This is a genomic window from Halobacterium sp. R2-5 (assembly GCF_011734195.1).
Lineage (GTDB): Archaea > Halobacteriota > Halobacteria > Halobacteriales > Halobacteriaceae > Halobacterium.
Map to the genome: position 1 here is coordinate 925,909 of NZ_JAANTH010000002.1, position 14,077 is coordinate 939,985.

15 protein-coding genes are annotated in these 14,077 nt (G+C 70.2%); 5 read left to right on the forward strand and 10 right to left on the reverse strand.

All coding sequences use genetic code 11. The annotated features are described in order from the left end of the window. On the forward strand, nucleotides 1–462 hold the full coding sequence (locus G9C83_RS13595; RefSeq protein WP_167246791.1) for a GNAT family N-acetyltransferase: 462 nt from the start codon (nucleotides 1–3) through the stop codon (nucleotides 460–462). Here G9C83_RS13595 and G9C83_RS13600 read toward each other — a convergent pair. The 5 genes from G9C83_RS13600 to G9C83_RS13620 all read right to left on the reverse strand — a co-directional run bounded on the left by G9C83_RS13600 (nucleotide 459) and on the right by G9C83_RS13620 (nucleotide 4,365). Continuing rightward, nucleotides 459–1,289 carry a hypothetical protein gene (locus G9C83_RS13600; protein ID WP_167246793.1) on the reverse strand — a complete coding sequence of 277 codons (831 nt, stop codon included), beginning with the start codon at nucleotides 1,287–1,289 and terminating at the stop codon, nucleotides 459–461. The two genes, G9C83_RS13595 and G9C83_RS13600, sit on opposite strands and share 4 nt — an antisense overlap. 302 nt (nucleotides 1,290–1,591) lie before the next feature. Beyond that, a complete protein-coding gene (gene pyrI, locus G9C83_RS13605; RefSeq protein ID WP_167246795.1) occupies nucleotides 1,592–2,050 on the reverse strand; it encodes an aspartate carbamoyltransferase regulatory subunit in 459 nt (152 codons plus the stop codon). Continuing rightward, on the reverse strand, nucleotides 2,043–2,954 hold the full coding sequence (gene pyrB, locus G9C83_RS13610) for an aspartate carbamoyltransferase (protein WP_167246797.1): 912 nt from the start codon (nucleotides 2,952–2,954) through the stop codon (nucleotides 2,043–2,045). The genes pyrI and pyrB overlap by 8 nt, the downstream gene beginning before the upstream one ends. Nucleotides 2,955–3,101: 147 nt before the next feature. After that, nucleotides 3,102–3,818: an RNA methyltransferase gene (locus tag G9C83_RS13615; RefSeq protein WP_167246799.1), complete on the reverse strand. Its 717-nt coding sequence runs from the start codon at nucleotides 3,816–3,818 to the stop codon at nucleotides 3,102–3,104. Beyond that, nucleotides 3,811–4,365 (reverse strand): hypothetical protein, encoded by a 555-nt coding sequence (locus G9C83_RS13620; protein ID WP_167246801.1) that lies wholly within the window; start codon nucleotides 4,363–4,365, stop codon nucleotides 3,811–3,813. The genes G9C83_RS13615 and G9C83_RS13620 overlap by 8 nt, the downstream gene beginning before the upstream one ends. Before the next feature lie 114 nt (nucleotides 4,366–4,479). On the opposite strand from G9C83_RS13620, the gene G9C83_RS13625 reads away from it, so the two are divergent. Next, nucleotides 4,480–5,595 (forward strand): dihydropteroate synthase, encoded by a 1,116-nt coding sequence (locus G9C83_RS13625; protein WP_167246803.1) that lies wholly within the window; start codon nucleotides 4,480–4,482, stop codon nucleotides 5,593–5,595. A 131-nt stretch (nucleotides 5,596–5,726) separates the two neighbouring features. Continuing rightward, the gene (locus G9C83_RS13630) at nucleotides 5,727–6,416 is read left to right on the forward strand and encodes a 6-hydroxymethylpterin diphosphokinase MptE-like protein (protein ID WP_167246805.1); all 690 of its coding nucleotides are present in this window, start codon (nucleotides 5,727–5,729) and stop codon (nucleotides 6,414–6,416) included. Here the strand turns inward: G9C83_RS13630 and G9C83_RS13635 are convergent. The 4 genes from G9C83_RS13635 to G9C83_RS13650 all read right to left on the reverse strand — a co-directional run bounded on the left by G9C83_RS13635 (nucleotide 6,413) and on the right by G9C83_RS13650 (nucleotide 10,856). Beyond that, the gene (locus G9C83_RS13635) at nucleotides 6,413–7,384 is read right to left on the reverse strand and encodes an NADPH:quinone oxidoreductase family protein (protein WP_167246807.1); all 972 of its coding nucleotides are present in this window, start codon (nucleotides 7,382–7,384) and stop codon (nucleotides 6,413–6,415) included. The two genes, G9C83_RS13630 and G9C83_RS13635, sit on opposite strands and share 4 nt — an antisense overlap. Nucleotides 7,385–7,453: 69 nt before the next feature. Then, nucleotides 7,454–8,455 (reverse strand): TIGR04024 family LLM class F420-dependent oxidoreductase, encoded by a 1,002-nt coding sequence (locus G9C83_RS13640; protein ID WP_167246809.1) that lies wholly within the window; start codon nucleotides 8,453–8,455, stop codon nucleotides 7,454–7,456. Then, nucleotides 8,452–9,216 (reverse strand): SDR family NAD(P)-dependent oxidoreductase, encoded by a 765-nt coding sequence (locus G9C83_RS13645; RefSeq protein ID WP_167246811.1) that lies wholly within the window; start codon nucleotides 9,214–9,216, stop codon nucleotides 8,452–8,454. The genes G9C83_RS13640 and G9C83_RS13645 overlap by 4 nt, the downstream gene beginning before the upstream one ends. An 83-nt stretch (nucleotides 9,217–9,299) precedes the next feature. Continuing rightward, nucleotides 9,300–10,856, reverse strand: a complete 1,557-nt coding sequence (locus G9C83_RS13650) for a long-chain fatty acid--CoA ligase (RefSeq protein WP_167246813.1) — start codon at nucleotides 10,854–10,856, stop codon at nucleotides 9,300–9,302. A gap of 97 nt (nucleotides 10,857–10,953) precedes the next feature. On the opposite strand from G9C83_RS13650, the gene G9C83_RS13655 reads away from it, so the two are divergent. Both G9C83_RS13655 and G9C83_RS13660 read left to right on the forward strand, forming a co-directional pair. Continuing rightward, complete coding sequence (locus tag G9C83_RS13655; protein ID WP_167246815.1) at nucleotides 10,954–11,397, forward strand: PaaI family thioesterase; 444 nt, start codon at nucleotides 10,954–10,956, stop codon at nucleotides 11,395–11,397. 37 nt (nucleotides 11,398–11,434) lie between these two features. Next, nucleotides 11,435–12,835, forward strand: a complete 1,401-nt coding sequence (locus tag G9C83_RS13660; RefSeq protein WP_167246817.1) for a deoxyribodipyrimidine photo-lyase — start codon at nucleotides 11,435–11,437, stop codon at nucleotides 12,833–12,835. On the opposite strand, the gene G9C83_RS13665 is transcribed toward G9C83_RS13660, so the two are convergent. Next, nucleotides 12,832–13,998 carry an MFS transporter gene (locus G9C83_RS13665; RefSeq protein ID WP_167246819.1) on the reverse strand — a complete coding sequence of 389 codons (1,167 nt, stop codon included), beginning with the start codon at nucleotides 13,996–13,998 and terminating at the stop codon, nucleotides 12,832–12,834. The genes G9C83_RS13660 and G9C83_RS13665 overlap by 4 nt on opposite strands. Between the last annotated feature and the right edge of the window lie 79 nt (nucleotides 13,999–14,077).

A 14,077-nucleotide genomic window follows, 5' to 3' on the forward strand; every position in this document is an offset into this window, starting at 1 on the left:
ATGGACGTGCGCGTGCCGTCGGACAGCGAGCGAGCGGCGGTCGCCGACCGGCTGCTCCGGCCGGCGTACCGCGCGGCCGAGGCCGTCGACCCCGCGTTCAACGACCTCGACGAGTCGGTCGTCGCCGACGAGGACTGCTCGCGCTGGCTGGACGACGACGGCCGCACGATGTTCGCCGCGTACGACCCCGAGCCCGTCGGCGTCGTCACCGGCGGCGTCTCGTCGTCGCCGGAGCTCTACGCGCGCGGCGACAGCTGCTACGTCGATGGCCTCTACGTCGTCCCCGAGCGCCGCCGCGAGGGCGTCGCTGGCGAACTCCTCGACCGCATGAAAGCGTGGGGTCGCGAGCGCGGCTGCGAGTACGCGCGGCTCTCCGTGCACGTCGACAACCACGCCGCGATGGCGTTCTACGAGGCCCACGGCTTCGAGCCGAAGTTCCGCAGCCTCCGCCGGCGGCTCTAACTGTCCGGTCCGAAGGACTTCCCGTCGCGCTCCTCGGCGTCCATCCGGCGGAGCGCGGCGCGCGCGTTGCTCGCCTCGTACCCGAAGAAGACGCCCTCGGCGTACTCCTCGACGACCTCGGCGGCGTGAATCAGGTTGTCGACGTCGACGTTGACGGCGTACAGCTCCACGCTGAACGGGACGTCGAGGAAGTCAGCGAATCCGGACGCGATGGTCTCCAGCCAGTACGTCGTACCGTAGTTCGTGTCGTACAGCGGCACGACGAACTCGTCGACGTGCTCGGCGAGCGCCTCGACGTCGAGGCCGGAGCGCTCGTAGAGGTGGCCGGGGTAGGGGTCGGGGTAGAGCGTGAGGTACGTCGTCCCCGGAATTCGGTCGGCGGCGTCCGCGACGAACTCCGTGACGACGTCCGCGCGCCAGTCGTACCAGTCGTCGAACTCGGATTCCGCGAACGCGGTCTCGCAGCGCTCGCAGTGGCAGTACTCGGCGCGCGGGAACCCGACGTCGTCGAGGCGGACGTCGCCGTTGACCTCGCCGCAGGTCTCGATGACGGTGAGGAGGCCGTTCCGGTAGTCCTCCGCGAGCGGGCAGATGTACGACCAGTCGAAGTACGGCTGCTCGCGGGTGGCCGCGTTGCCCTCGTCGTCGACGGGCACGAGGTCGGGTTCGGTGCCTGCGGTGGCGTTGTCGCCGAAGCATGACACCATGTTGACGGCGTCCTCCAGCGGGTCGGTGTGACGGCCGGTGACGTCTTTGACCTCGTAGAACGCGCGGTCGAACTCCGGCCACTCGACTTCCTCCGCGTTCCGCGTGACGACGCCGTACATGTCCGCGACTTTGCCGGCGGGCCGCCTAAGTCGTTCGCTCTCGGCACGCGACGGCGAGAAAACGGCGGCAGTTAGCGCGCGAGACGGGGACCGTGTGGCGTGTGGGCGGTCAGTCGATGCGGTCGACTTCCTGCGGGGCCTCCGGGGCCTCGTCGCCCCCGATGACGAACTTCCAGACGAGCGCTACGACGACCAGTGCGGCGACGGCTTTCACGAGTTTCCCTGCCATGGCTGACACTACCGGTGCTGCTGTTAAACGCTTTGCGGGGCCGGCACGAATCCCTGTATTCGCGCCGACACCCTCAGTCCCGGAGGTGGGCGGTGATGTCCTCGCGGACGATCTCCCCGCAGTACTCGCAGCGCAGCCCGTCGTCGAGCACCGCGAACGTCGGGTCGACGGGCTCGCCCGCGTTCGTGATGCACTCGCGGTTCGGACAGACGAGCACGCCGCCGACCTCCTCGGGGCGCTCGACGCGGCGCTTCTCGACGACGTCGTAGTCGCGGATGATGTTGATGGTGGCCTCGGGCGCGATGAGCGAGAGGACTTCCGCCTCCGAGTCGCTGAGTTCGCGGCCCTCGACTTTCACGACGTCCTTGCGGCCGAGCCTGTCGGAGGGAACGTTCATCCCGAGGCTGACCGTCGTGCCCCCGGTGCCGTCGATGCCGAGCAGTTTGAGCACGTGCAGCGCCTCCCCGGCGGAGACGTGGTCGATGACGGTGCCGCTCTGAATCTTCGAGACGCGGAGTTCTGTATCAGTCATCGTTCAGGAGGAGGTCGAGGAGGGCCATCCGCACCGGGACGCCGTTGTGCGCCTGTTCGAAGTACGTCGCGTTCTCCGTCTCGTCGATGGCGCCCGAGATCTCGTCCACGCGGGGCAGCGGGTGCATCACCGCGAGGTCGTCGCTCGCCGCGTCGAGGGTCTCCGGCGTGATGCGGTACTCGCCGGCGACTTCCTCGTACTCGTCCTCGTCGGGGAAGCGCTCGCGCTGGATGCGCGTGACGTACAGCACGTCGAGGTTCGGGAGGACGGCCTCGAGGTCTTCGTGCTCGCGGACCTGCGCGCCGGCCTCGTGGAGGTCGTAGCGCACCGACCGGGGCAGCCGCAGGCTCTCGGGGCTGACGAAGTGCTGGCGGACGTCGAAGTTCGTGAGCGCGTGCGCCAGCGAGTGGACGGTGCGGCCGTACTTCAGGTCGCCCATGATGCCGACGGAGATGTCGTCGAGACCGGCGCGCTCCCGGATCGTGTAGAGGTCCAGCAGCGTCTGGCTCGGGTGGTGGCCGGCGCCGTCCCCGGCGTTCACCACGGGCACGTCGACGTGCTCGCTGGCCATCTTCGCGGCGCCCTGCTTCGGGTGCCGGAGCACGATGCCGTCCGCGTACCCCTCGACGACGCGGACGGTGTCGGCCAGCGATTCGCCCTTCTTCACGGAGGAGGACTCCACGGAGCCCATGTCGACGACGTCGCCGCCGAGGCGCTTCGCGGCCGTCTCGAAGCTCATCTTCGTGCGCGTGCTCGGCTCGAAGAAGCACAGCGCGAGCAGCGTGTCCGCGTACCGCTCGCTGGCGGCCTCCGGGTCGTCGTCGAAGGCGGCCGCCCTGTCGAGGACCGTCTCGATGTCGGCCCGCGAGAGCTGCTTGGCGGTCAGGAGGTGGTCGTGACGCATCGATTCAGTACGCGAGCCCCGGGAGCGTAAAGCTCCCGAAGCGCGACCGAAGCGCGGCGTGCCACCGCGGCGCACGCAGCCCCGCAGTCACGGAGTGTCGGGTGTTCGCCAGCGTTCCCGCTTCGCTCCGCGAAAAACACCCGCTCCCTACTCCATCTGGTTCTCGGCGCGCCGCATCAGCCCGAGCACCGTGTTGATCTCCCGTCCGGTCGGGTGGCTGCGGCCGACCATCCGGCGGAGCATCCGCATCGCCTTGTCGCGTTTCTCGTCGGGGTAGTCGATGGCCGCGAGGAACCCCTCGGCGTGCTCGTAGAACCGGTCGATCTCTTCCTCGTCGGCGCGGTGGCGTTCGACGTCCGGGAGCTGGGTCTCGCTCATCGCGAGGTCGCGGAGCTCGTACAGCGCGACCGTGGCGGCCTGCCCGAGGTTCATCACGGGGTAGTCGTGGTTCGCGGGAATCGACGCCACCTCGTCGATTTGGGCGAGCTCGTCGTTCGTCAGGCCGACGCGCTCGCGACCGAACACGAGCGCGGTGTCCGCCTCGACGTCCGCGAGGCTGTCCGATAGTTCGGCGGGCGTTCGGAACGGGAAGCGCACGTGCTTGGTGGCGTCCTCGTTCGTGATGGCGGTGAACCCGACCGTGTGGAACTCGGAGACGAGCTCGTCGAAGGCGAGCTCGCGCGCGGTCGGGAGCACGTCCTCGCGGGCGTGGCCGGCGAAGCCGTACGCCTCGGAATCCCGGCCAAGGTACGGCGGGTCGACGAGCAGGAGGTCCTCGAACCCGAAGTTCTTCATCGCCCGCGCGATGGTGCCGACGTTCCCCGACGTCTCGGCGTCCACGACGGCGACGGTCGGCTTACTCATCGGCGGTCGGGTACTCGGCGTCCAGTTCCACGTCGAGGTCGTCGGCGTCGATCTCCGGCCGGAGGTCGATGCCCGCCTGTTCGTCCTCCGGGAGCTCGACGTTCTGAATCTCGGGGTCGGGGACGTCCGGGTCCGGCGTCTCCGCGGGGTCGGTGGCGACGTGCTCGGGGCCGTCGTACCACTCCGGGGCGCGCTCGCCGTCCGCGAACCACTCGCGGAACGCCTCCTGTAGTTCTTCCGTGCCGCGGTACTGCTCGCCGCCGTCCTCGAGGAACCAGTAGTAGAAGTCGACCTCGTGGGCGTCGCAGAGCAGCACCTCGGCGCGTGGCTCGCCGTACACCGCGGCGGGCGTGTTCCGCGCCTCGTAGTCCTCGCCGTGCACCAGGTAGCAGGCGTCGCAGGGCCGGTCCATCAGCGTCGGGAGCCGGCGCAGCCGCGCGCTCGCGTCGTCTCCCATCTCCTCGAAGCTCCGGTAGTCGCCGTCCTTGTCGAACACCTCGTCCTCGTCGAAGCGCCACCCCCGGAAGCCGATGCTCACCTTGCTCATTGCCGGCGGCTAGGCGGCCGACCTACAAAAGTCGCCTGAAGCCCGCGCTTGCCGGAGCCGGCCGTCAGTCCCGGAACCGATTGGCCTATGAGCGGCCGGTCCCGCCTTCGAGGCATGCAGACGGTCGACGCCGCCGGCCTCCCCATCGGAGACGGCCACCCGCCCCGCATCATGGGCGTGCTGAACGTCTCGAAGGAATCGCCGTACGACCCGAGCGTCTTCGACGACCCCGACGAGGCGGCCGCGTACGTCGACAAGGCGCTCGTCGGCGAGGGCGCGGACATCGTCGACGTCGGCCTCGAGTCCGCGAACAAGAAGTTCGACGTGCTCTCCGCCGAGCAGGAGTTAGCGCGCCTCGATACGGCCGTCGAGACCATCCAGCGGGTCGACGGCGACGCCGTGTTCTCCATCGAGACGCGGTACGCCGAAGTCGCCGACGAGGCGCTCTCGCGGGGCTTCGACATGGTCAACGACATCTGCGGGTTCGCCGACCCCGAGATGCCCGCGGTCTGCGAGGCCCACGACGTCGCCGTCGCGAAGATGGCGAGCCCGCCGGACCTCGAACGTCCGGGCGCGGTCGAGGACGTCGACGACATCTACGACGCGCTCACGCTGAACGGCTTCACGGACAAGACCATCGTCGACCCCGCGTTCGGCGGGTGGAGCGAGGCCAAGACCCTCGACGACGACCGCGAGACGTTCGACCGGCTCCGTGAGTTCCGCGGGCACGGCCACCCGATTCTGGTCTCGATCAACCGGAAGAACTTCCTCCGGGAGGTCGCCGACCGCTCCACGGCGGAAGCGCTCCCGGTCTCGCTGGCGGCGACGTCGATGGCGGTTGAGCGCGGTGCGCACGTGATCCGGACCCACGACGTCGCGGAGACCCGGGACGCCGCCCTCGTCGGCTACGAGTTCCGCCGGGACCGCCGCGACGACGGCCGCGTCGAGGAGCTCGACGTGACGACAGTCCGGGAGGCCGAGCGCCACGTCTCGCGGCTCGACGGCGACCTCGACGCGGCGGCCGACGCGGCCGCCAGAGCGTACGAAGTACACGGGTTAGGCACCGATGAACGGGCCGCGCTAGCGGACGCGGGGGTCGCCGTCACGGGGGACGACCCGGCGTTCGTCGCGGCGCCCGTGAGCGTCCTCCGGGCGGCCGCGGCGGAACTGGAATCGCGGGACAGCGCGCTCGCCGACCTCTTCTCGGCGTGGTCGGTAAGCGACACGTAACGGGAAAGCTTATACCGACGGGGACTAAATCCCGGATTGGAAGCCGGACCCCCGCTGGGTAGGGGTACTTTGCGGGGCGTCTCGGCTCGAACCAGGAATCCTTTCATTTATTCAGGCCCGTAGCGACAGCCATGGAGTTCGCCGACTGGGCGCCCGTCTACGCCGAGATTCTCGACGACTTCGGGTTCGACAGGGCCGCCGACGAGCGGGCGCGGGACGTGCTCGCCGAGTTCGCGGAGCCGTTCGACGTCTCGCGGCTCGACTGCACCGGCCGGCGGGTCGCTATCGCGGGCGGCGCCCCGTCGCTGGCGGACGAAGCGACCGTCGCGGCCGACGCGGACGTGGTGTTCGCGGCGTCGACGGCCGTGGACGTGCTCGCCGACGACGGCGTCGGCGTCGACCTGATGGTGACCGACCTCGACAAGAACCCGGAGACGGCACGCCGGCTCACCGAGTCCGGGACACCCGTCGCGGCGCACGCCCACGGCGACAACGTTCCAGCCGTCCGCGAGCACGTCCCCGAATTCGACGTCGAGCACGTCCTCGGCACGACCCAGGCCGAACCCACAGATTCGGTCTCCAACTTCGGCGGATTCACGGACGGCGACCGCGCGGCGTTCCTCGCGGACCACCTCGGCGCCGCTGAGCTCGTGTTCCCGGGCTGGGACTTCGACGACCCCGCGGTCGATGCTCAGAAGGCGAAGAAACTGGCGTGGGCCGAACGCCTGCTGTACTGGCTGGAACACCGGCGCGGCGACCGCTTCGACGTGCTCGACGGCCGCCGAGACGCCCTCTCGCTACCGTCTGTCTCCGACTTCTAGGGCTCCAGCACGACCTTCCCCGTGGTCTCGCGGTCCTCGAGCGCGCGGTGGGCCTCCGCGGCGTCCGCGAGGTCGAACGTCTGCCCGACGATCACCTCGAGTTCGCCCTCGCGGAGCAGCCGGGAGAGTTCACCGACAGGCGCGAACACGCGCTCGGGGTCGCTGGCGGCCGCGCGGCCGAGGTGGAAGCCCTCGACGGACTTGTTCCCGAACAGCAGCGTCGCCGTGTCGACCGTGCCGGGTTCGCCGGAGGCGGCGCCGTACGCGACGATGCGGCCGAACGGCGCGAGCGCGTCGACGCTCTCGCGGAACGTCTCGCCGCCCACGCCGTCCAGCACGAGGTCGACGCCCCCGCCGTCCGTCAAATCGTCGACGGCCTCGGCGAAGTCGGTCTCCGTGTAGTTGATGGGGCGGTCGCAGCCGAGCCGTTCGGCCAGTGAGAGCTTCTCCGCGGTGCTCGCGGTGCCGAACACCTCTGCGCCGGCGTGGTCGGCGAGCTGGACCGCGGCCGTGCCGACGCCGCCCGCCGCGGCGTGCACGAGCACGCGCTCGCCGCCCTCGAGGCCGCCCCACTCGTGGAGGCAGTGGTGGGCGGTGAGGAACTGGACGGGGAAGCCGGCGGCCGCCGCAAACGGCATCGACTCCGGGACGTCGAACAGCGAGAGCGCGGGCGCGGTGACGTACTCGGCGTACGCGCCGCCGTCGACCATCGCGACGACGCGGTCGCCGACCTCGCGGTCTGCACCCTCGCCGACCGCGTCGATAGTTCCCGCGGCCTCCATCCCCGGCACGTAGCGGGGCTGTGGGCCGCCGTGGTAGTGGCCGCGGCGCTGCATCACGTCCGCGAAGTTCACGCCGACGGCTTCGACGTCGATGCGGACCTCGCCGGGGCCGGGCTCGGGCTGGTCGCGCTCGACGCGTTCGAGCGTGCTCGCGTCGCCGAATTCGGAGACCTCGATCGCTTGCATACCTCGACAGACGCGAGCGACGCGGAAAAGAGCCAATCAAACCCGGGACAACGCGGCCCGTGTTTCCGCTCACTCGGGCGCGACCGCTTCCAGCGTCTGGTCGATGATCGCGCGGTCCGCGGCCCGCGGGAACGAGACGGCGATGGCGTCGACGCCGTCGACGGCCGCGAAGTCCGACACGCGCTCGCGGACCTCTTCTGGTGTCCCGGCGGCCCCGAGCGCGTCCAGCAGGTCGTCGGAGACGCTGGCGACGGCGCGCTCGCGCTCCTCGTCCTGCCACGCCTCGTAGATGGTCTCGGCGGCGTCCTCGTGGCCCTGCCGGGCGAGCGCGTCCCGGTAGAACGTCCCCATGCCGCCGACGTAGAACGCCAGGTGCTGGCGCACGAGGTCGCGGGCGGCGTCGCCGTCTGGGAGCGCGCAGCACGGCAGCACGAACGTCGTCCGGACGTCTTCGGGGTCGCGGTCGCCGAGTTCGGCGCCGCGCCGCAGGTCCTCGAGGCGGTCCTCGAAGCCGTCCTTCGTGAACATGAGCGCGTGCCAGCCGTCCGCGAACCGGCCCGCGAGTTCGACCGCCTTCGGGCCCATGCCGGTGACGTCGATCTCGGGCGCTGGCTCCGGCGGGCCCTGTCGCAGCCTGAACCCACCTGTCTGGACGATGTCGCCGTCGTAGTCCACGCGTTCGCCAGCGAGCACTTTCCGGACGACGTCGACGTACTCGCGGGTGCGCTTCAGGGGGTTGCCGAACTCCTGGCCGTGCCAGCCCTCCACGACCGCGGGACCGCTCGGGCCGAGGCCGAGGCGGAAGCGGCCGCCCGAGTGCTCCTGGAGCGTGGCGGCGGTCTGGCCGAGCAGCGCGGCGCTCCGCGAGTACGTGTTCACGATGCTGGTGCCGAGGCCGATGGAGTCGGTGCGGTCGGCGAGCGCGGACAGCGTCGTGACCGCGTCCCGGCCCCACGTCTCGGGAAACCACGCGCGGTCGTAGCCGAGCTCCTCGGCGTGCTCGCCGATGCCGACGACGTCGTCGAGGGAGTCCTGCGCGGCGACGGGCAGGTGGACGGTGCGGTCGGTCACGGCGACGGCACCTCCTCGCCCTGCGGGACGCCGCCAGCCGTCACCGTCTCGCCCACGACGAACGACGCGGCGGGGCTGGCGAGGAACCGCGCCACGTCTGCGATCTCCCCGCTGACGCCGATGCGGCGGTCCACGTCCTCACGGTCGATGTCGTCCGCGGAGACACCCATCTGGGATTCGAGGCCGGGCGTCGCGACGAACCCGGGCGCGATGCAGTTCACGCGCACGTCCTCGGGCGCCCACTCCGCGGCGAGCGTCCGCGTGAGGTTGATGACGGCGGCCTTCGCGGCGGCGTAGTGGCTCATGTAGGGAGCGCCCTCCTGCCCGGCGACGCTCGCGACGTTCACCACCGCGCCGCCGCCGTCCTTGAGGTGGTCGGCAGCGGCCTGCGTGCAGTGATAGGTGCCACCGAGGTTCACGTCGAGGATGGTGTCCCAGCCGTTCGGCGAGATGTCCTCGAAGCCCGCGACGAAGCTCGCGCCCGCGTTGTTCACGAGCACGTCGAGGCCGCCGAACTCCTCGACGGTCGCCTCGACTAAGGCGTCGACGGCGTCCCGGTCGGTGACGTCGCACTCGACGGCGAGTGCGCTGCCGCCGTCCTCGCGGATGCCCTCGGCGACGGGGTCGACGTTCGCCTGCTCGCGCGAGCACACCACGACGTCCGCGCCGTCGGCGGCGAACCGCTCCGCGATGGCGCGCCCGATGCCGCTCGACGCGCCCGTGACGACGGCCGTCCCGGACACCGAGAATCTGTCTGGCATACCCGCCGATTCTGCGGCTCGGCGCATAAAACTGTGTCAACGGCTGACAACCCGAAGCGGGTTGCCGCCAGGGGGTCTGCCCGCTACCCCTCGACGAGTTCGAACTTCTGGACCTTCCCGGTGGTCGTCCGCGGGAGCTCGTCGACGAACTCGACCTCCCGGGGGTGCTTGTACTCCGCGAGGCGGTCGAGGCAGAACTGCTTGAGTTCCTCGCCGGTCACGTCGGCGTCCGGCGCCTTCACGACGAACGCCTTCACGGTCTCGCCCCGGCGGTCGTCCGGCACGCCGACGACAGCGACGTCCGCGACCGCCTCGTGCTCGAAGAGGAGCTCCTCGACTTCGCGGGGGTAGACGTTGTACCCCGCCGTGTTTATCATGTGCTTCTTGCGGTCGACGACGTAGAAGTAGCCGTCCTCGTCGTGGTAGCCGAGGTCGCCCGTGTGGAACCAGCGCTTTCCGTCCGCTTCGGTGAACGCTTCCTCGTTGGCATCGGGCAGCCCCGAGTAGCCTTTCATCACGTTCGGCCCGGAGACGACGAGTTCGCCCGTGATGTCGTCCATGTCGGCGTCGTCCTCGTCTACCGGTCCCTCCTCGATTGGCGGCACGTCCTCGAAGTCCGGCGTGACGATGCGCGCGTCGACGCCCTCCAGGGGCTTCCCGATGGAACCGACGCGTCGCCCCCAGTTCGGGCTGTTGAAGTGCGTGACGGGGCTGGTCTCCGTGAGCCCGTAGCCCTCGTAGATTTTCACGGGGTAGAGCTCCTCGAAGCGCCGCAGCACCTCGATGGGGATGCCGGAGCCGCCGACCGTGCACTGCCGCAGCGAGGAGAGGTCGAACTCCTCGGCGTTCGGCTGATTGATGACGTCGTTGTACATCGCGGGCACGCCGTCGAACAGCGTGATGTCGGCGTCAGCGACCAGCCCCATCGCCTGCTGGGCGTCCCACTTCGGCAGCGGGTAGAACGACGCGCCCGCGAACAGCGCGGCGTTCATCCCCACCGTCATGCCGTAGATGTGGAATAAGGGGAGGACGCCGAGCTTGCGGTCCTCGGGGTCCACGCCGTCGGGCACGATGTCGATGGACTGCCGGGTGTTCGTCGCGAGGTTGTGGTGGGTGAGCTGGACGCCCTTCGGCTTCCCGGTCGTCCCGGAGGTGTACGGCTGGACGGCGACGTCGTCGTCCCCGCGTTCGGCGACGGTGTCGTCGCCGTCGGTGAGGAACTCGCGGAACGGCGTCCCCGAGTCGGCGTCGCCCCCTACTGTGACGACGCGTTCGACGTTCGTGTCCTCGCGTACCTCCTCGACGAACGGCACGACGTCGGCGAGCGCGACCACCGTCTCCGCCCCCGAGTCGGAGAGCAGGTGCTCGATCTCCCGGCTCTTGTACTGGGGGTTCATCGGTACGACCCTGCAGCCGGCGCGGAGCGCGCCGTGGAACGCGACGACGAACTGCGGGAGGTTCGGCAGGTAGACCCCCACGGCGTCGCCGGCATCGACGCCCGCGTCGCGGAGCGCGGCGGCGAACTGCCCGGTCTGCGCCCAGAACTCCCCGTACGAGATCTCGGTGTCCTCGTAGACCACTGCGGGTCGCTCGGCCTGCTCGTCGACGACTTCCTCGATGTGTCGGACTAGATTCGTCACGGCTACCACGCACCAAGGGAGTCTATCATCAATAATACTGGTGTTGGTTGAGTGGTGACTCGGTGGGCTTTTCCACGCCGACCGCGCATCCCTCGACATGACCGCGTTCGACGCCGACGACGTGCAGGCGTTCATCCAGTCGTACGTCGACGACCACGGCTTCCTCTCCTTCCTCGACCTGCGCGTCGAGGAGGTCACCGACGGCGAGATGACGCTGCGCATCCCGTACGACGAGAAGCTCACGAACCACGGCGCCGGCGAGGGGAACGTCCACGGCGGCATCGCCGCCACCATCATCGACACCGCAGGCGGGCTCGCCATTCGCACGACCCTCGACGAGCCCGTGACGGCGGGCGTCGCCACCATCGACCTGAACGTCTCCTACCTCCGCCCCGCTCGCGGCGACCTCGTCGCTGAAGCGGACGTGATTCGCGTCGGCTCCACCGTCGGCGTCGCCGAGGTCACTGTCACCTGCGAGAACGAGGACGGCGAGCGCGTGGAGGTCGCGGTCGGCCGCGGGTCGTTCCGCGTGTTCCAGTAGCGGTACCTTTTCGCGGCACGCCGCCCACGAGTCGGGCATGCAGCTGTTCTGGCACCGCCGGGACCTCCGCGCGGCGGACAATCTGGGGCTCGCGGCGGCCGCCGATTCGGGGGAAGTCGTGCCCGTGTTCTGCTTCGACGACGAAGTCCTCGATCACGCGAGCCCGCCGCGCGTGGCGTTCGTGCTGGACGCGCTCGCCCACCTCCGGGCGCGCTACCGCGACCTCGGCAGCGACCTCCTGATTCGCCACGGCGACCCGTCCGCGGTGCTGCTCGACCTCGCCGAGGAGTACAACGCCGACCGCGTCGTCTGGAACCACGACTACTCGGGGCTCGCCCGCGAGCGCGACGAGGCCGTGCGTGCCGCGCTCGGTGACGCGGGCTACGCCCACGAGCAGTTCCACGACGCCGTCTTCCACGAGCCCGGCGCGATTCGCACGAACGCCGGCGACCCCTACTCCGTGTACACGTACTTCTGGAAGAAGTGGCGGGACCGCGAGAAGCCCGCGCCCGTCCCCGAGCCCGACGCCGACAGTCTCGCCGACGTCTCGGGCGACGAACTGCCCACCTCGTCGGACCTCGGGTTCGCAGAGCCCGACGCCGACCTGCCGAAAGCGGGCACGGAAGCCGCTCGCGACCGCCTCGACGCGTTCTGCGAGGAAGACGTCTTCCGCTACGAGGAGGCCCGGGACTACCCCGCCGAGGGGGCGACGTCGCGGCTCTCCCAGGACCTCAAGTTCGGGACCATCGGCGTCCGCGAGGTGTACGAGCGCACCGAGGACGCGATGGAGCGAGCGGACGGCGACGAGGAGCGAGAGAGCGTTCGGGAGTTCCGTCAGCAGCTCGCGTGGCGGGAGTTCTACGCGCAAGTGCTGTACTTCACCCCCGGGGTGGTCGCGGCGAACTACAAGGAGTACGCGAACCCCATCGAGTGGCGCGAGGACGACGACGAACTGCGGGCGTGGAAGCGCGGGGAGACCGGCTACCCCATCGTGGACGCCGGGATGCGACAGCTCCGCGAGGAAGCCTACGTGCACAACCGCGTGCGGATGCTCGTCGCGTCGTTTCTCACGAAGGACCTCCTGCAGGACTGGCGCGAGGGGTACGACCACTTCCGGCAGCGCCTCGTCGACCACGACACCGCCAACGACAACGGCGGCTGGCAGTGGGCGGCCTCGACGGGCACGGACGCCCAGCCGTACTTCCGCGTGTTCAACCCGACGACGCAGGGCGAGCGCTACGACCCGGACGCCGAGTACATCACCGAGTACGTCCCCGAGCTACGCGGTGTGCCGGCCGAGAAGATTCACGCGTGGCCGGACCTCGACGCCGACGAGCGCGAGCGTCTCGCGCCAGACTACCCCGACCCGATAGTGGACCACGGGGAGCGCCGCGAGGCGGCTATCGCGATGTTCGAGGCGGCGCGCGGCGACGACTAGGACTGCTGGGCGACCCGCGTCCAGACGACGACGGCGCCGACGGCGGTGACGGCGGCGGCGAGCGTCCACGCGACGTCGTAGCTGAAGCCGTCGACGACGAACCCGAACAGCGGCGGCGCAGTGATTCCCCCGAGATTCAGCACTGTCTGGCCGCCCGCGGTGGCGGCGCCGACCTCGTCGTCGTCGACGATGGCGGTCATCGTGGCGTAGTAGACGCCCGGGAAGCCGAGGATGAACAGGCCGAGCAGCGCGAACGCGACGGCCGACGTCCACGGCGTGTTCGCGACGGTGACGCCGAGGAAGCAGACTGCGGCGAGGACGCCCTGCGCGGTCAGCACGAGCGCGGGGCCGCGGGCCGGCGCGCCGCCCATGCGGTCCGAGAGCGCGCCGCCGACGAGCCGGCCGACGCTCCCCGTGACCTGGACGCTCGCGAGCACGGCGCCCGCGAAGCCGGCGGCGACGGCGACCGACTCGGTCATGTGGAGGACGACGTAGCCGGTCGTCGTGAACACCGCGGCGCCGAGGAAGAGGCCGGCGACGACGAGGCCGCGGTACGCGGGGTCGTCCAGCAGGCCGCGGACGTCCGGCATCGAGAGCGTGCCGGAGCCCGTCGTCCCCTCGTAGCCGACGGCGAACGCGGCGGCGACGACGACGCCGATGCCGGCGACGACGAGGAAGCCGGCGCGCCAGCCGAACCGGGTGGCGGCGATGCCGGTGACGAGGAGCGCGCCGAGTCCGGAGCCGCCGGTGACGCCCACCTGCTTGACGTTCATCGCGAGGTTCCGGCTGCCTTCCGGGGAGACGGCGACGATGGCGCGGTTGGTCGCGGGCATCGCGGTGGCGTACGCGAACCCGAGCACGACCAGCGACGCGAGCAGCAGCGGGAACGAGGGGGCGAACGCGACGCCGACGCAGCCGACGGCCGTACCGAGGAGGCCGGCGATCATCACGGGGCGCTCGCCGTAGCCGTCGACGGCGGCACCCGTCCCGAACAGGAGGACGGTGTACCCGAGCATGATGGCGGTGATGGTGGTGCCGGTGACCGCCCTGGAGACGCCGAAATCGTTGCGCACGAACGCCGTCGACGCGAAGATAGCGTAGAACGCCAGACTCGCCGTGAACTGCCAGCCGGTCACGAGGCCGACGCCGCGCCACGAACCCATACATCACCCCGTCGTACGTCCCGACGTATGTGCCCATCGCTGCCCGCAGACGGCGGCTATTGCCGGTTTCCGTGTTAAT